Source organism: Paraburkholderia sp. BR14374 (assembly GCF_040948685.1).
Taxonomy (GTDB): Bacteria; Pseudomonadota; Gammaproteobacteria; order Burkholderiales; family Burkholderiaceae; genus Paraburkholderia; species Paraburkholderia youngii.
In genome coordinates this window covers 45059-60499 of the sequence record NZ_JBFPKF010000006.1, presented here as the reverse complement: position 1 = coordinate 60499, position 15441 = coordinate 45059, and the positions used below count along the sequence as shown (strand labels likewise).

Sequence of the window (15441 nt, the reverse complement as noted above, 5' to 3'; positions counted from 1 at the left end):
GGGACACGGATGAAATTGCTGATTGTTGAAGACGAGCACAAGGTGGTGGACTACCTGCGCTCCGGTTTGACAGAGCAGGGCTGGGTCGTCGACGTCGCGCTCGACGGCGAAGAGGGCACGCACCTGGCCACCGAATTCGATTACGACGTGATCGTCCTCGACGTTATGCTGCCCAAGCGCGACGGCTTCAGCGTGCTGAAGGCGCTGCGCATGCGCAAGTCGACGCCGGTCATCATGCTGACCGCACGCGATCACGTGAACGACCGCGTGCGCGGCCTGCGCGAAGGCGCCGACGACTACCTGACCAAACCGTTCTCGTTCCTCGAACTCGTCGAGCGTCTGCATGCGCTCGCGCGCCGCACGCGTTCGCAGGAGTCCACGCTGATTTCGGTCGGCGATCTGTTCGTCGATCTGATCGGCCGCCGCGCGACCCGCGACGGCGTGCGCCTCGACCTGACCGCGAAAGAGTTCCAACTGCTCAGCGTGCTCGCGCGCCGCCAGGGCGACATTCTGTCGAAGACCGCGATCACCGAGCTCGTATGGGACGTCAATTTCGACAGCCACACGAACGTCGTCGAAACCGCGATCAAGCGGCTGCGCGCGAAACTCGACGGCCCATTCCCGTCGAAGCTGCTGCACACGGTGCGTGGCATGGGCTACGTGCTCGAAGTGCGCGAAGAGGCCGAGTCATCATGAACCGCTCGATTGCCCGCCGCCTTGCGTCGATGTTCGCGCTGGTGGCGCTGTTCGTGTTTACGCTCGTCGGCAGCGGGCTTTTTCTGGTGCTGCGCTCGCAGCTCGAACATCATCTGCGCGAGTCGCTCGACGATCGCACGCAAATCGCGCGCATCATCGTCTCTCACGCGGTGACGCCAGAAAAATGGCGGATGGCCCGCGAAAAACTCACCGACATGACGCCGCACGACCGCAGCACCATGTACTCGGTGACGAGCGCGGAGCCGAACTTCCACTTCGGCACGCCGGTGCAGGGAACCGTCACGAAGAGCTGGCCCGGCGGCTACGCGCGCATCGCGCCGGAGGGCGGCGGCCCCGACATGCTGACCTCGACGGTGATCTTGCCGGCCAATGGCGCGCGGCCTGCGGTGCAGTTGCAGGTCGCGGCGAGCTATTCGCCGAACCTGCGCACGATGCGCGTGTTCGGCTCGGCACTCGCGGCGCTGTCCGCGCTCGGCAGTCTCGCGGTGCTGCTGCTCAGCTACTCGGTCACGCGCATCGGCCTCGCACCGCTCACGCGTCTGACGCGCGACGCATCCGCGGTCAGCCCGAACAACCGCTCGCAGCGGCTCAATACCGCGTCCTTGCCGCTCGAACTGAACGATCTCGCCAACTCGTTCAATGGTGCGCTCGAACGGCTCGACGGCGCCTACGGCCGCCTCGAATCGTTCAACGCGGACGTCGCGCATGAACTCCGCACGCCGGTCACGATCCTGATCGGCCAGACGGAGGTCGCGCTGACGCGCAACCGCTCGGTCGACGATCTGCGTCACACGCTGCAATCGAACCTCGAAGAATTCGAGCGGATGCGCGCGATCATCAACGACATGCTGTTCCTCGCGCGTGCCGACCAGGGCGAACGCGCGACGGGGTTGATCGAGGTGTCGCTCGCGGCCGAAGTCGCGCATACGCTGGAATTTCTGGAGATTCCGCTCGAAGAGGCGCGCGTGCATGCGAAGTTGCAGGGCGATGCGTTCGCGCGGGTGAACCGCTCGCTGTTCGGCCGCGCGTGCACGAACCTGCTGATGAACGCGATCCAGCACTGCGAGCCGGGCGCGACGATCAGCGTGACGATCGCGCGCGGGGAAGGTGCGATGCGCGACCAGGTGCGCGTCGCGGTGGCGAATCCGGGCGAGCCGATCGCGCCGGACGTCCTCGAACATCTGTTCGACCGTTTCTATCGCGCGGAGGTCTCGCGTACCAATAGCCGCGAAAACCACGGGCTCGGACTCGCGATCGTGAAGGCGATCGCCGAGATGCATCGCGGCACCGTATCCGCGCACAGCGCGAACGGCATCAACACGTTTTCGTTTTCGATGGCGGCGTCGGTGATGTCCACTTCGGGCGATATACCGGCCGCGCGTGCGAGCGCGAATGCCAATGCGAATGCGGCCGGCGTCGCCGCCGATACATCCTATTCGTCGCTCGCGAAAGGCAAGTCGGCCTGAACCGGCAGGCGCGGCTTCAGCGCCTGTCCGCTGGCCGAGCTCAGCGTGCTGATGCGCACGCCCAATAGCCGCAGCTTGCGGTTCAACTGCACGCGTCGCAAACATTCGGTCGCCGCGCGGCGGATTTTGGTCGCGTCGGCGGTCGGTTCGTCGAGCGTCAGGTCGCGCGTGACGGTACGGAAATCGTCGTAACGCAGCTTGATGCCGATCGTGCGGCCCACGTAGCCCTTGCGCACGAGATCGTCGGCGACCCGCACGCACAGCCCCGTAAACGCGCTAGATAACGCCGGCCGATCGTGACGCGGATGCAGATCGCGTTCGAAGGTGGTCTCGCGGCTGATCGACTTCGGCTCCGATTCGACCACCACCGGCCGCTCGTCGTGACCCTGCGCAACTTCCATCAGCCACGCGGAATAGCTGCGCCCGAAATTGTCCTGCAACAGCCCGGCGTCGGCGGCGGCCAGATCGCCGACCGTCGCGAGGCCGAGCGCGCTCAGCTTCTCCGCCGCCTTCGGGCCGATGCCGTTGACCTTGCGCACCGGCAGCGGCCATACGCGCAGCGGTATGTCGGCTGGCGTGAGGATCGTCAGGCCGTCGGGCTTGTCGAGTTCGGAGCCGATCTTCGCGAGCAGCTTGTTCGGCGCGACGCAGATCGAACACGTGAGACCGGTGGCCTGATGAACGGCATCCTTGATGCGCCGCCCGATATCGGCCGGTTCGCCCGGCAGCTCGGTCAGGTCGATATAGATCTCGTCGATGCCGCGATCCTCGATGCGGTCCGTGAACGTCCTGACGGCCGCCTTGAAGAGGCGCGAGTAATGGCGATACGAATCGAAGTCGGTCGGCAGCAGGATCGCGTCGGGCGCGAGCGCGGCGGCCTTCATCATGCCCATCGCCGAAAACACGCCGAGCGCGCGCGCCTCGTACGTTGAGGTGGTGACCACGCCGCGGCCCGCGTAATCGCGCAGCTTCGCGAAGCGCCTGCTGCCGTCTTCGAGCAGTTGCGGCGCGCTGTTGCGGCCGCCGCCGATCACCACCGCGCGGCCGCGCAGTTCCGGATAGCGCAGCAGTTCGACGGACGCGTAAAACGCGTCCATATCGAGGTGCGCGATGCGGCGGGATGGCGAATTCATGGAAATTGAAGCGGGCGATGGGAATGAACGAAAGCGGTGACGGCGCGCGTCGCGACGCCGGTAGGCCGTAATGGTACCTTGCCGGGCGCGCCACCGGTCAGGGTTGCCGCGGCTGGCCGCATGCGTGGCATTCAACGCAATGTTGAAAAAGCGGCTCCAGTAACTATTCTTCACACTGAAATCCGCAGGTTGCGTGGCGGGTCCAGGCGGGGGCCGCAACCGCTGCAGCCGAATTCGCCGCGACCGTCCACCACCGGGCTCGACAGATGATCAAGCGCATGTCGCTGATTTCGGCGTATATCGCACTCGGCTGCGCCGCAACGGTGCTGCCGGTCCTGATCAGCATCTATATCGCGAACGAAGACGTCGCCCGCCGCGAGCAGCGAGATCTGAGCCTTTACGCGGAGAAGGCCATGATGCGCACGGAACTGGTCACATATCAGGGCTTTGCCGCGATCGCGGACCTGCAGGCCGAGCACGCCGAGCCGTGCTCGCCGGAATACCTGAAACGGGCTGCCCACGTGATCTTCAACTACCGCTACGTGCGGGACGCGGGCGCGTACGGCGACGGGCGCTATCTTTGCTCGCCTCTTCTGGGCGACGTTCGGACCCACGATGTCGAACTGCCGCCGCCGCGCTGGCGCAGCAACGACGGCTACCTGGTCTGGTTTCAGCAAAAGAATCCGCTCAGCGACTTGCGCGAGGATATCCAGATCGGGCGCAACGGCGAATACGTGTCGATCGATCCCCAGTCATATGTCGATGTGATGGATCCAGCGGGAAGGGCGATCGCTACGATCAACACGGAGATAAATTCGATCGTTGCACTGTCGACCGGCGCGGACCCCGACGAGATGCTGCATGCATGGAAGCAGGCGGGGCGCGTCGATAGCGATGAATGGAACTACGCGGTGGCACGCTCGGAGACGCGCGCCCTCGGTGTCGTCGTCAAAGGCCGGCGCACCAGCCTGCTCAGGGACTGGCCCGGGCTGCTGGCGACGTGGCTATCGTTCGGCGTCGCGATGGGCGCCGCGTTCGGCTGGTTCGCGTTCAAACGGATCTCGCGGCAGGTGTCGTTCCAGGCCTCGCTCGAATGGGCGATCTCCCACAAAACCATCGACGTCGTCTATCAACCGATCGTGAATCTCGCGACCAGCGAATGCGTCGGCGTCGAAGCGCTGGCCAGATGGAATCTGAACGGACGCGATATCTCGCCGAATATCTTCATCGCATTGGCCGAGCAGCATGGCCTGATCCAGTCGTTGACCGACTTTGTGTTCGATCAAGCGCTGCAAGATCTGGCAGAGCTATTGCGTTCGCGGCCGTCGTTCTACGTGTCGGTCAACGTCAGCGGCGAGGATCTGCGCACGCCGCGCTTTCTGAACCTGATCAACGCGAGGCTCGCCGGAACCGGTCTGCGTCCCGCGCAGATCAGGATCGAAGCGACGGAGCGCAGTTTTCTGAACGCCGATGTGACCCGGCAGACGATCGCGGCCTTCAGAAGCGCCGGCCACCCGGTCTATATCGACGATTTCGGCACCGGCTATTCGAGCCTCGCCTATTTGCAAACCTTCATGATCGACGTGCTGAAGATCGACAAATCGTTCGTGGACACGATCGCCCAGGACGCGGCGTCGAGCATCGTCGCGCCGCATATCATCGAGATGGCGCACGAATTGGGGGTGGAAATCGTCGCGGAGGGGATCGAGCGCAGCGAGCAGGTCGAGTATCTGGTGCGCCGGGGTGTTCAGTACGGGCAGGGGTGGCTGTTCGCGAAGGCGATGCGGCGCGAGGAACTGCTCGCGTGGCTCGAGGCGCGCCGCGCGTCGCATGCGCCGGCGCAGCCCGCGATCCAGTAGTTCAGCGCCCGGCCGGCCGGGCGCGATGCGCTTACTGCTTGATGCCTTCGGCCTGGATATGCAGCGTGGTCTTCATGTTGAAGCCGTACGCCTTGCCGAAGTCGATGCCGAAATCGTCGCGATTGAACGTCGCGACCGATTCCGTGCCGCACACTTCGCGCTTGAGCATCGGGTGCTGGATGCACTTGAACGATTCGATCTTCAGGTTGACCGGCTTGGTCACGCCGTGCAGCGTCAGCGTGCCGATCACTTCGACCGGCTTGTCGCCGTCGAAGCGGATCTGCGTGCCCTTGTAGGTCGCGGTCGGGAACTTCGCGGTGTCGAAGAACTTGTCGCCGACCAGTTCCTCGTTGAGCTTGTCGTTGCCGATGCCGACCGAGCTCAGATCGATCGTCGCCTCGACCGTGCCGGTCTTCGCCGCGCGATCGAGCACGACGGTGCCGTTGGCTTTCTGGAACTTGCCGCGCCAGATCGACAGGCCGCCGAAGTGGTCGGTCTCGAAGCTCGGCGATGTGTGCGTCGGATCGAGCAGATAGGTCTCGGCGGCAGCCATCGCGTTGAACGAGCATGCGGCGGCGAGCGCGCCGGCGGCGAGCAGGAAGGATTTCTTCAAGTTGGACTCCAGGGGTCTAAAGGTAATGCAGTGCTGCTGTGTTGAACGTTATTTGTTTGCCGCGACCAGATGAAATTTGATGACGACTTCGTCGGCGACCACCGACGTGTCTTTCCATTCGCCGGTGCCGACGTCGAACTGCGTGCGCTTGATCGGCAGCGAGCCGTCGAAGGTTTGCGTGGCGCCCTGGCTCGCGATCACGACCGGCACGACGACCGTTTGCGATTTGCCCTTGATCGTCAGCTTGCCGGTCACCTTGTACTGGTTGCCGCCGGCCGGCGCGATCGAGCTCGACACGAAGGTCGCGCTCGGGAAGGCGCCGCTGTCGAACCATTCCTTGCCTTGCGCCTGCTTGTTGTAGTCGTCCGCGCCGAGGTCGTAGCTCGCGGTGTCGATCGACACGTTCGCGCTGCCCGCGGCCGGCTTCGCCGGATCGAAGTTCAGCTGCGCGGAGAACTTCCTGAACTTGCCGTCGACGGGCACGTTCATCTGTTTGGTCGTCGCGATGACGCTGCTTTTCGCGAGGTCGACGTCGGCGTGCGCGAGGTTCGCGCCGATGAGCGCAAGCGCCGCGAAAGAAGCGAGCGCCGCGCGATGAGCGGAGAGATAAAAGGGTGTCTTCATGATGGTACGCATCCTATCCGAGCTTCGCGGCGTGATTGCACACCGCGAGGAATTTGATTGCCAACCAGTCGTAACCAATCGACAGGCGTTGTGCCTTCTTCAAGCTGTCATGTCGTTATGCATGGGTCTTCAGAAACGGCACCATGCGCGCGAGCAGGCCGTCACGATCGACGAACTGATGCTTGAGCGCCGCGAGCACGTGCATCAGCACCAGTGCGAGCAGCGTGTAATTGAGCAGCACGTGCACGGTGCGCAGCGTGGCCTTCAGCGCCTGATCGGGACCGATGATGGTCGGCAGCGGCACGACGCCCAGATACACGACCTGAATGCCGGCCGCCGAGCTGTAGAAGTAGCCGGACAGCGGAATCGCGAGCATCAGCAGATACAGCAGGCCGTGCACCAGATGCGCGGCGGCCTTCTGCCATGCGGGCGTTGCGGCATCGAGCGCGGGCGCGCGGTGCGTCGCGCGCCACAGCACGCGCAGCAGCGCGAGCGCGAACACGGTCACGCCGATCCATTTGTGCCACGAGAAGTACTTGAGCTTCGTCGGCGTGAAGCCTGGGATATCCGTCATGATCCAGCCGATGTAGAAGCCGCAGATCATCAGCGCGGCGATCAGCCAGTGCAGCGCGATTGCGGCGCCGTGGTAGCGCGTGGGAGCGGAAGCCTGTGTTTGCATCGTTTTCTATCCGTTGCTCGCGATAAGCCGCGTGGGAATGCGGATAGTAGGGAGGCCAATGGAAACTGAATAGGGGGTGCGCGGGAACAGATTGTTTCTTCGTTGACGTTAATTGTGTTGAAAGGCATGCGCGTGACGAGGCACGCCGACTGCCGTGGACCGGTCGCTGCGGCAACCGCTGTGGTAACTTGTTGCCCCGAACAACAAGGTTGCGCGCGCTTTGCGCAGCCACCGACATAACCCATTATCCGGGCTTCAAGCTGTGAGTTCCGTTTTTCTTTCCTGGGGCATTGCCGCGGCCGCCACCGCCGGTGTGATCACACGGCCGTTCAAATGGCCCGAAGCCGTGTGGGCCGTCGCGGGCGCGGTGCTGCTCGTCGTGCTCGGCCTGTTGCCCTTGCACCTGGCGATCGAAGCGATCGGCAAGGGCACCGACGTCTATCTGTTCCTGATCGGCATGATGCTGCTATCCGAAGTCGGCCGCCGCGAAGGGCTGTTCGACTGGGTCGCGGTGCTCGCGGTCAATCATGCGCGCAGTTCGCCGCGCAAGCTGTTCGTGCTCGTGTATCTGTTCGGCGTGGTGATCACCGCGTTTCTTTCCAACGACGCCACCGCCGTCGTGCTGACGCCCGCCGTGTTTGCGGCGGCGAAGAAAGCGAAGACGCCGCCGCTGCCGCTGCTGTTCGTCTGCGCGTTCGTCGCCAATGCGGCGAGCTTCGTGCTGCCGATTTCGAATCCGGCCAACATCGTGCTGTACGGCAATCACACGCCGCCGCTGGGACCGTGGATGCTGCGCTTCGCGCTGCCGTCGGTGCTGTCGATCGGCGCGACCTTCGTGATGCTGCGCTGGACGCAACGCGACGCGCTGGCGGGCGTCTGCGAGGCGAATCTCGACGCGGTCGAGCTGTCGGCAAGCGGCAAGGTCGCACTCGCGGGCATCGCGGTGACGGCCGGCGCGCTGCTCACAGTCTCCGCGTACGACATCCAGCTCGGCATGCCTACCGCGATCCTCGGCACGCTGACCGCGCTCGTCGTGCTGATCAAGGAACGCAAATCACCGCTGCCGATGATCCGCGAAATTTCGTGGAATGTGTTGCCGCTCGTCGCCGGGCTGTTCGTGCTGGTCGAGATGCTCGATCACACCGGCGTGATCAGCACGTTCGCGGGTGCCTTGCGGCGCGCGACCGAGCACAACGAAATGGAAGCGGCCGCGTGGGCCGGCACGAGCATCGCGGCGCTCAGCAATCTGATCAACAACCTGCCGTCCGGACTGATCGCGAGTTCGACCGTGATGCAGGCGCAGAGCCCCGAGCGCGTGATCGACGCGTTCCTGATCGGCGTCGACCTGGGGCCGAACCTGTCGATCAGCGGCTCGCTCGCGACCATCCTGTGGCTCAACGCGATTCGCCGCGAAGGCGAAGACGTCGGCTTCATGAAATTCCTGAAGGTCGGTGTGCTGGTGATGGTGCCCGCGCTCATGCTGGCGCTTGGGGCACGGATTCTAACGGGCTGAACGGACGGCTGACCGGTCCTTCCTCGGGCTTGCGCGGGACCCGCGGCGTGCGGCGCCGGCGAGCTGGTCCAGTTGCGCGCCGACCGAGCGCAGCCTCGCTTCGAGGTGAGCGACGCGCTGACGTTGCGCGGGCACCATCGAAGATCGGTTCAACGCATGCAGCCGGCGATGCCAGTACGACAGCGGAAAACGGTCGCGCGCTGAAAGTGCATTGAAAACGACTTCGAGGTGGGCAATTTCCCTGTCGATATCTTGGTAACTCATCACAAAGGTCCAGGAAAGATGTGGGGATAGGGGCGCGCAAACCTGAAAGGGACAGCAAGCTCCGTTCCATCCCGCCTTTATGTAGTCAAATTCAGCCGTGACGGCGCAAAGCGCCACATGGGAGCGCGGCTGGCGCGCTGCGCGATGGTAAGAAGCGGCAAAGTCCATGCAAGCTTTACTGGCGGCGATCCACCTTTCAACCAGACAACGGGAATTCACCAGGCGTGCGCGCCAGGCGCGTGTCCTATGCTGAGTCAACGGCGCGGCCCCGCCGTGTGCGATCGAAAACCGGCCGCGCGAGGGTCCGGAACGCGCTTTCAATGCGGCACGGTCACCAGCGGTTGCCCATAGCTGACGGTCGGCGCGGGCACCACCGCATAGTTGGGCGCGGGCGGCAAGACCGCGGCGGCGGTGGCGGAAGAGTTCGCCGGCTGTACGGGCGGCGCCGCGACGATGGTCGCGGCCGCCACCGGAACGGCGACAGGCGGCGCCGACACGTACACGGGATTGATCAGCACCGGGTAGTAGACCGGCCGTGGCGGCGGCGCGTAGACCACGGCGGCGGGCAGATACACGACGACTCTCGCGTAGGCAGCGGAAGAACAGGCGAGACCGATGGCGGTGAAAGTCGAAGCACAGGCGAGACGGATACTCATTTGGGACTCCTGATGCGTGAAAGCCGACGGACGGCAGACGGAACGATACGCAGCAGGTCCGCGAAGCGAAACCGCAAACTCATTTCATTCGATGTCACGCGGCACCGGCACTGGGCGCCGTGACATGATTCGACATGATTCTTGAATTGCGGTCGCGCGGCGTCTGACCAAGAATTCGGCCTGTCATCGAAACGGATCGCGGCACCCAGCCAGGCGACGGTCGATGTTCCAACCGAAGGAGTCAGTCATGAAGAAGTTGCTCGCCACCGTGCTGCTGTGCTGCGCGTCCACCGTCACGTTCGCTCAGGCCGCCGCGCCGCAAGGTATCAGCCAGCAGCGCATGGAGCGGATGGAGCAGCAGTTGCAGACGCGCTTTTCAACCGCGAACACCACGCACGACGGCAAGCTGACCCGTGACCAGGCGGCGGCCGGCATGCCGATGCTCGCGCGTCATTTCGATGAGATCGACACGCAGAAGGCCGGCTACATCACGCTGCCGCAGATCGAGGCGTTCATGCAGGAACGCGGCGCCGCACACTGAGCGGCTCGGACATCGAGGAGCTTTCGGATGGAACGCCCCGCCAGGATCATCGTGCTCGACGACGAAGCCGAGTTGCGCAACATGCTGCTGCGCTTCCTGCGCGGCCACGGTTTCGACGTGCGCGCGGCCGAGGACGGCAAGCGTTTGAACCGCTACCTGGAGCGCGAGCCGTTCGATCTGCTGATACTCGATCTGATGATCGGCGAAGAGGACGGCCTCGAGATTTGCGCGAAGCTGCGCGCGCAGGGGCAGACGTTGCCGATCCTGATGCTGACCGCGAAGGGCGATCCGCTCGATCGCGTGACCGGCCTCGAAACCGGCGCCGACGACTACCTCGCGAAGCCGTTCCTGCCGCGCGAGCTGGTGGCGCGAATCAATGCGCTGCTGCGCCGCCAGAAGATGGCCGCCGGCGACGTCACGGTGACCTCGCAGCGCGTGCGTTTCGGCAACTTCACGCTCGACGTCGGCAAGCAGGAGCTATCGCGCGGGGGCGAGCCGCTCGAGATTCATTCCGCGCAGATGCTGCTGCTGGTCGCGCTCGCGTCGTCGCCGAATCGCGCGGTGAGCCGCGACAACCTGCTCGCGCGTGCGCGAGGGCGCGACCACGATGCGCTCGATCGCAGCATCGACGTGCAGGTGCTGCGGCTGCGGCAGATCGTCGAGGACGATCCGTCGAAGCCGCGTTTCATTCGTACCGTCTGGGGCGTCGGCTATATGCTCGTCGCCGATGTCGAATCATGATGCGCTCGCTGTCGCGCAGGCTGCTGCCGCGCACGCTGCTCGCGCGCAACATTGCGCTATTGATCGCGCTCGTGATGCTGAGCCAGATCTGCTCGATCGTCGTGCTGCTGCATTACGTGCAGCGGCCACGGGTCGAGCGCGCGGCGGCCGTGTTCGCGACCTACGTGACGACGCTCGACAACCTGCTCGCGGCCACTCCGCCCGCCTCGCGCGCGGCGCTGAGCGCACGACTCGACGCGCGCGAGCAATTGCCCCCTGAAGCGACCGACACGCCGCCGCACGATCTGTTGCACGCGTATCGCACCTATCAGCGCGGCGTGTTCATCGACAGCCTGCAAAAGCATTTGCCCGCCGATATGCCCGCGCGCTGGCAGAGCGAGGGCGCACAGCGGCTGTGGATTCGCATGCATGGGTCGCTTGCCGGCGCCGGCAACGCGGCGGGCTTGGCGAGCGCGCCATACTGGATTGCGCTGCCGGTTCCCGAGGACGCGCAGGGCAGCGGCCTCGAAGTGGCGATCTTCCTGTCGTTGGGTCTCGGCGTGCTTGCCGCGCTCGCCGGCTACGCGATCCAGCTGCATCTGAACGAACCCTTGCACGAGCTCACGCAAGCGGCGCGCCGCGTAAGCGCCGGCGATCTGCCCGCACCGCTGCCGACCGACGGCCCCGCCGAAATCGCCGCCGTGGGCAGCGCATTCAATCAGATGACGCGCGCGTTACAGGACGCCGAAGCGACGCGTGCGTTGATGCTCGCGGGCATCTCGCACGACATCCGCACGCCGTTGACGAAGCTGCGCCTGTCGATGGCGATGGCGATGCCGCAGGGGGCCGACAGCAGCTTCGTGATCACCGCCGAATCGTATCTGGACCAGATCGAGACGATCCTGCAGCAGTTCATGGACTACGCGGGCAGCGGCGAGCGCGAGGAAGCGCAGCCCGGCGATCTGAACGCGCTGATCGAACGGCTCGCGGGCGACTTCGCTGGGCTCGGGCACGAGTTCGAACTTTCGTTGGGCAGTTTGCCGGCCGTTCCATATCGGCCGATCAGCATGATGCGGCTGCTGATGAACCTGATGCAAAACGCGATCGTCTACGGCAGCAGCGGGCTTGCGGTGCGCACGTGGGCGACGCAGGAAGCGGTGACGGTCGCGGTCTGCGATCGCGGCAAAGGTTTGACGGCGCAGGAGCTGGAAAAGCTGAAGGCGCCGTTCCAGCGTGGCCGCAATGCGCGTGCGCACAGCGGCGGCACGGGGCTGGGTCTGTCGATCGTCGAGCGGATCGCACGGCTGCACGGCGGCGGCCTGCAGTTTCATCCGCGCGAAGGGGGCGGCCTTGAAGTGTGGGTCGTATTGCCGGTCAAGGCGGCATAACCGCGAAATGGGAGCAGGGCGCGGTGTTGTTGCCGCTCACTCGCGATCGAGCCACGCGTCGAGCCCGACTCGAAACGCGACGCCCGCGATCACCGGCACGGTCAGCATCAGGATGATGCCGAAGTTCGGGATCTCGTCGCCGTACATGATCGGGTTGTACAGCACGACGCCCGACACGATCGCGAACATCACCACGCCAATGGCGACCATCAGGAGATTGCGCACGGACAGGGACAGCGTCTTGCGCTTCGGCTTGTCGTTCGTGTCGTGAGCGCCGGGTGCTTCGTCGTGTTGGGCAGGCATGATGGTTCTCGTGGCAAAAGACGCGGCATCGGAAGCGGCCGCGGTGGACACCGCGCCCGGCATCATACCCGCGCGCGCACGGCTGATGCGGTTGTCCGCGCCGTTGCGGGTACTCATCCTTACCAACAATATATGCCATTCCAGTCTGCGATTTCAGGCGTCGGCTTGCGACCTCGCGGGAAGCGCCATTGCAGCCACGTGATGTAGCACGTCTGAAGCATCATGAAGACACCTACGCCACGGCGGCAGAGTTCGGTGTTTGGACTAGGACGCCGCTTCAGTGTGATCGAGCCATTGCGCGAACTCTTGCCGCAACAGCGCGATATCGAGCGGCTTGCCGAGGAGCCGCGCACCCGGAATCGCCGCCCCGATCTCCGCGCTGCGACCGTAGCCCGACACCAGCAGCACGCGGATTGCGGGCTGCACTTGCCGCACGGCGCGCGCGAGTTCATCGCCGGACATACCGGGCAGCGTGAGGTCGGTCAACAGCACGTCGTAGTGTTGCGTGTTCGCGAGCGGCAGCGCTGCTTCCGCGCTCGCGACAGCGGTGCACGCGAGACCTAGCGCGCCGAGCAGTTCGCCAAGCGCCTCGCGCGATTCGGTGTCGTCCTCGACGAACAGCACGCGTGCGGCTTCCTGGGCCGCGCGCGGCTGGGCCGCCTTTTGCGGCCTTTTCTTCGGCTCTTTTTTCGACGTTTTCTGCGGCGCCTTCGTCGCGCCATACGTGTCGACGGTTTCGTACGCCGCGGGCGGAACACATGCGGCGATACGCGCTTCTCGCATCTCGGCCGCGCGGTCCGCGCGGGTGGCGCCCGCACGTAGAACGTGACGCACCATACGGGCGAGGTCGTCGCGCCGGTATGGCTTCGACAGCAGCGTGATGCCCGCGTCGAGCTTGCCGTGGTGGACGATTTCGTCGCGCGTATAGCCCGATGTGAACAGCGTGGGCAGCGGCGGCGTGCGCGCGGCCGCGCGTTGCGCGAGCTCGACGCTCTTCAGCTTGCCGGGCATCACGACGTCGGTGAACAACAGATCGATCGGCACGTCGCTGTCGATGAACTCGAGCGCCGCGTCGCCATTCGACGCGGTCAGCACCTTGTAGCCGAGCTGCGCGAGCATTTCGACCGCCGTCAGCCGCACGTCGGCATCGTCCTCGACGACGAGTATCGTTTCGCCGCCGCCGACCGACGCCGCGGTGCCGTCGACGGTCTCCGGCGTCTCCGCCTCGCAGCAGCGCGGAAAGAACAGCGACACGGTCGTGCCGCGTCCCACTTCGCTTTCGATCGACACCTGTCCGCCGCTTTGTCGCGCGAAGCCGAACACCATGGACAGGCCAAGGCCGGTGCCGTGGCCGTCGGGCTTGGTCGTGAAGAACGGTTCGAACACATGTTGTAGCACTTCGGGCGGCATCCCCGAACCGGTGTCGGCAACCGAGAACTCCACGTATTCGCCGGGCGACAGGTCGGGTTTGCCGCGGCAGAACGCGGCGTCGAGCGTGCGGTTGGTCGCGCGCACGGTGAGCACGCCGTCGGTGCGCATCGCGTCGCGTGCATTGATCGCGAGATTGAGCAGCGCGTTTTCGAGCTGATTGCGATCGACCTGCACGTTCCACAGATCGTCGCTGAGCACCGTGTCGATCCGCACCGTTTCGCCGAGCGCGCGGTGCAGCATCTCGCTCATGCCGGTCAGCAGGCGGCGTGGATTCAGCACGGTCGGCGACAGCGGCTGACGCCGCGCGAACGCGAGCAGATGCGCGGCGAGCTTCGCGCCGCGTCTGACGGCATCGGTTGCGGCGGATAGACGCCGCTGGGTGACCGGGTTGTCGTCGGCGTCAGCGGCGAGCATCTGCAGATTGCCGTTGATCACCTGCAGCACGTTGTTGAAGTCGTGCGCGACGCCGCCCGTCAGGCCGCCGATCGCTTCCATCTTCTGCGCCTGGCGCAGCTGCTCCTCGGCGAGCGCGCGCGCCGCGATCGAATCGGCGACGCGCTGTTCGAGTGTTTCGGTCAGCTGAAGAAGCTGCTGTTCGGCGATCTTGCGCTCGTGAATGTCGATCAGCACGCCCGGAAAGCGCGTTGGTTCGCCGTGTTCGTCGAACTGGCAGCGGCCGTTCGCCTGCACCCACATATAGCCGCCGCCGGGACGCCGGATCCGGTACTCGGCGCGAAACGGCTCGCCGCTGCGGATCGCTTCGGCGGTCAGGCGGTCGTTGAGCTCCTGGTCGTCGGGATGGATGATCTGCGTGGCCGCATCGCGCGCGACGCCTTTCGACGCTGTATCGCGCCCAAATGAAAAGGTGCGCGCGAAGCGTTCGTCGCCGGTAACCTCGCCCGTGCGCACGTCGAGCACCCAGGTGCCGAGCACCGCGCCGGTGTTCAGTGCAAGTTGCAGGCGCTCGTTGGTCTCGTGCAGTTCGGTTTCGGCTTGCTGGCGCAGGCGCTCGGTGAGCACGCGCCCGGTGGTTTCGACGACCATCGAGAGCACACCGGCCGGCGCGCCGCTATCGCCCGCGACCGGGCTGTAGTACAGGTCCATCCACACATCTTCCGGCTTGCCGTCACGCAGCAGCACGAGCGCCTTGTCGCGATACGACAGCGTGCCGCCGGCGAGACAGGTGGCCATTACGTGACGATTGAAGTCGGCGACTTCGGGCCAGCCGTCTTCGACCGGACGGCCGAGCAGATAGGGATGCCGGCCGCCCGCGAAGACCGCATAGGCGTCGTTGTAGATCATGTAGCCGGGCTCGTCCCACAACAGCACGAGCGGCATCGGCGACGCGAGCATCGTCAGGACCGTCGAGGTCAGACTGCGCTGCCAGTTTTCGATCGCGCCGAGGCTGGTCGCGCGCCAGTCGAATTCGCTGATGCGTCGCGCCATCTCGCCGCGCCAGCCGGCGCAGCCGTAGTCTTGTGCCGGAAAAGGCATGCAGCGCTCCACCTGAATTCACGTCGAAAATGATCGGCTC

15 protein-coding genes are annotated in these 15441 nt (G+C 65.1%); 7 read left to right on the top strand and 8 right to left on the bottom strand.

Going from position 1 to position 15441, the window contains the following annotated elements; all coding sequences use genetic code 11:
* Window positions 1-9 precede the first annotated feature (9 nt).
* Both AB3X86_RS16130 and AB3X86_RS16125 read left to right on the top strand, forming a co-directional pair.
* On the top strand, window positions 10-696 hold the full coding sequence (locus AB3X86_RS16130) for a heavy metal response regulator transcription factor (protein WP_013091374.1): 687 nt from the start codon (window positions 10-12) through the stop codon (window positions 694-696).
* Window positions 693-2183 (top strand): heavy metal sensor histidine kinase, encoded by a 1491-nt coding sequence (locus tag AB3X86_RS16125; RefSeq protein ID WP_368596719.1) that lies wholly within the window; start codon window positions 693-695, stop codon window positions 2181-2183. The genes AB3X86_RS16130 and AB3X86_RS16125 overlap by 4 nt, the downstream gene beginning before the upstream one ends.
* Here the strand turns inward: AB3X86_RS16125 and dinB are convergent.
* Entirely contained in the window at window positions 2150-3316 is a 1167-nt protein-coding gene (gene dinB, locus AB3X86_RS16120; protein WP_368596718.1) for a DNA polymerase IV, read from the bottom strand. The genes AB3X86_RS16125 and dinB overlap by 34 nt on opposite strands.
* Before the next feature lie 278 nt (window positions 3317-3594).
* Here dinB and AB3X86_RS16115 point away from each other — a divergent pair, with 278 nt between their 5' ends.
* Complete coding sequence (locus AB3X86_RS16115) at window positions 3595-5175, top strand: EAL domain-containing protein (protein WP_368596717.1); 1581 nt, start codon at window positions 3595-3597, stop codon at window positions 5173-5175.
* A 31-nt stretch (window positions 5176-5206) separates the two neighbouring features.
* Here AB3X86_RS16115 and AB3X86_RS16110 read toward each other — a convergent pair whose 3' ends face one another.
* From AB3X86_RS16110 to AB3X86_RS16100, 3 genes are all read right to left on the bottom strand, one after another.
* Window positions 5207-5788, bottom strand: a complete 582-nt coding sequence (locus AB3X86_RS16110; protein WP_176107812.1) for a YceI family protein — start codon at window positions 5786-5788, stop codon at window positions 5207-5209.
* 48 nt (window positions 5789-5836) lie between these two features.
* The gene (locus AB3X86_RS16105; RefSeq protein ID WP_176124806.1) at window positions 5837-6412 is read right to left on the bottom strand and encodes a YceI family protein; all 576 of its coding nucleotides are present in this window, start codon (window positions 6410-6412) and stop codon (window positions 5837-5839) included.
* A gap of 115 nt (window positions 6413-6527) precedes the next feature.
* Window positions 6528-7091 (bottom strand): cytochrome b, encoded by a 564-nt coding sequence (locus tag AB3X86_RS16100; protein ID WP_176124808.1) that lies wholly within the window; start codon window positions 7089-7091, stop codon window positions 6528-6530.
* A 262-nt stretch (window positions 7092-7353) separates the two neighbouring features.
* Between AB3X86_RS16100 and AB3X86_RS16095 the strand changes: the two genes are divergently transcribed.
* A complete protein-coding gene (locus tag AB3X86_RS16095; protein WP_368596716.1) occupies window positions 7354-8604 on the top strand; it encodes an arsenic transporter in 1251 nt (416 codons plus the stop codon).
* Here AB3X86_RS16095 and AB3X86_RS16090 read toward each other — a convergent pair.
* Both AB3X86_RS16090 and AB3X86_RS16085 read right to left on the bottom strand, forming a co-directional pair.
* Window positions 8593-9036: a hypothetical protein gene (locus AB3X86_RS16090; RefSeq protein ID WP_368596715.1), complete on the bottom strand. Its 444-nt coding sequence runs from the start codon at window positions 9034-9036 to the stop codon at window positions 8593-8595. The two genes, AB3X86_RS16095 and AB3X86_RS16090, sit on opposite strands and share 12 nt — an antisense overlap.
* A gap of 149 nt (window positions 9037-9185) precedes the next feature.
* The gene (locus AB3X86_RS16085; RefSeq protein WP_368596714.1) at window positions 9186-9524 is read right to left on the bottom strand and encodes a hypothetical protein; all 339 of its coding nucleotides are present in this window, start codon (window positions 9522-9524) and stop codon (window positions 9186-9188) included.
* A 247-nt stretch (window positions 9525-9771) separates the two neighbouring features.
* Here AB3X86_RS16085 and AB3X86_RS16080 point away from each other — a divergent pair, with 247 nt between their 5' ends.
* The 3 genes from AB3X86_RS16080 to AB3X86_RS16070 are packed head-to-tail and all read left to right on the top strand — an operon-like array spanning window position 9772 to window position 12173.
* The gene (locus AB3X86_RS16080) at window positions 9772-10065 is read left to right on the top strand and encodes an EF-hand domain-containing protein (RefSeq protein WP_176107818.1); all 294 of its coding nucleotides are present in this window, start codon (window positions 9772-9774) and stop codon (window positions 10063-10065) included.
* Between the two features lie 27 nt (window positions 10066-10092).
* Window positions 10093-10806 (top strand): response regulator, encoded by a 714-nt coding sequence (locus AB3X86_RS16075; protein ID WP_368596713.1) that lies wholly within the window; start codon window positions 10093-10095, stop codon window positions 10804-10806.
* Window positions 10803-12173 (top strand): ATP-binding protein, encoded by a 1371-nt coding sequence (locus AB3X86_RS16070; protein WP_368596712.1) that lies wholly within the window; start codon window positions 10803-10805, stop codon window positions 12171-12173. Before AB3X86_RS16075 ends, AB3X86_RS16070 begins: the two co-directional genes overlap by 4 nt.
* 36 nt (window positions 12174-12209) lie before the next feature.
* On the opposite strand, the gene AB3X86_RS16065 is transcribed toward AB3X86_RS16070, so the two are convergent.
* Together AB3X86_RS16065 and AB3X86_RS16060 are read right to left on the bottom strand one after the other, a co-directional pair.
* The gene (locus AB3X86_RS16065; protein WP_176107821.1) at window positions 12210-12476 is read right to left on the bottom strand and encodes a hypothetical protein; all 267 of its coding nucleotides are present in this window, start codon (window positions 12474-12476) and stop codon (window positions 12210-12212) included.
* 264 nt (window positions 12477-12740) lie between these two features.
* A complete protein-coding gene (locus tag AB3X86_RS16060) occupies window positions 12741-15401 on the bottom strand; it encodes a response regulator (RefSeq protein ID WP_368596711.1) in 2661 nt (886 codons plus the stop codon).
* Window positions 15402-15441 lie beyond the last annotated feature (40 nt).

Coding starts and splice junctions, on each gene's coding strand:
- AB3X86_RS16130 (WP_013091374.1), top strand. CDS start 10: ATGAAATTGCTGATTGTTGAAGACGAGCACAAGGTGGTGGACTACCTG.
- AB3X86_RS16125 (WP_368596719.1), top strand. CDS start 693: ATGAACCGCTCGATTGCCCGCCGCCTTGCGTCGATGTTCGCGCTGGTG.
- dinB (WP_368596718.1), bottom strand. CDS start 3,316: ATGAATTCGCCATCCCGCCGCATCGCGCACCTCGATATGGACGCGTTT.
- AB3X86_RS16115 (WP_368596717.1), top strand. CDS start 3,595: ATGTCGCTGATTTCGGCGTATATCGCACTCGGCTGCGCCGCAACGGTG.
- AB3X86_RS16105 (WP_176124806.1), bottom strand. CDS start 6,412: ATGAAGACACCCTTTTATCTCTCCGCTCATCGCGCGGCGCTCGCTTCT.
- AB3X86_RS16100 (WP_176124808.1), bottom strand. CDS start 7,091: ATGCAAACACAGGCTTCCGCTCCCACGCGCTACCACGGCGCCGCAATC.
- AB3X86_RS16090 (WP_368596715.1), bottom strand. CDS start 9,036: ATGGACTTTGCCGCTTCTTACCATCGCGCAGCGCGCCAGCCGCGCTCC.
- AB3X86_RS16085 (WP_368596714.1), bottom strand. CDS start 9,524: ATGAGTATCCGTCTCGCCTGTGCTTCGACTTTCACCGCCATCGGTCTC.
- AB3X86_RS16080 (WP_176107818.1), top strand. CDS start 9,772: ATGAAGAAGTTGCTCGCCACCGTGCTGCTGTGCTGCGCGTCCACCGTC.
- AB3X86_RS16075 (WP_368596713.1), top strand. CDS start 10,093: ATGGAACGCCCCGCCAGGATCATCGTGCTCGACGACGAAGCCGAGTTG.
- AB3X86_RS16070 (WP_368596712.1), top strand. CDS start 10,803: ATGATGCGCTCGCTGTCGCGCAGGCTGCTGCCGCGCACGCTGCTCGCG.
- AB3X86_RS16065 (WP_176107821.1), bottom strand. CDS start 12,476: ATGCCTGCCCAACACGACGAAGCACCCGGCGCTCACGACACGAACGAC.
- AB3X86_RS16060 (WP_368596711.1), bottom strand. CDS start 15,401: ATGCCTTTTCCGGCACAAGACTACGGCTGCGCCGGCTGGCGCGGCGAG.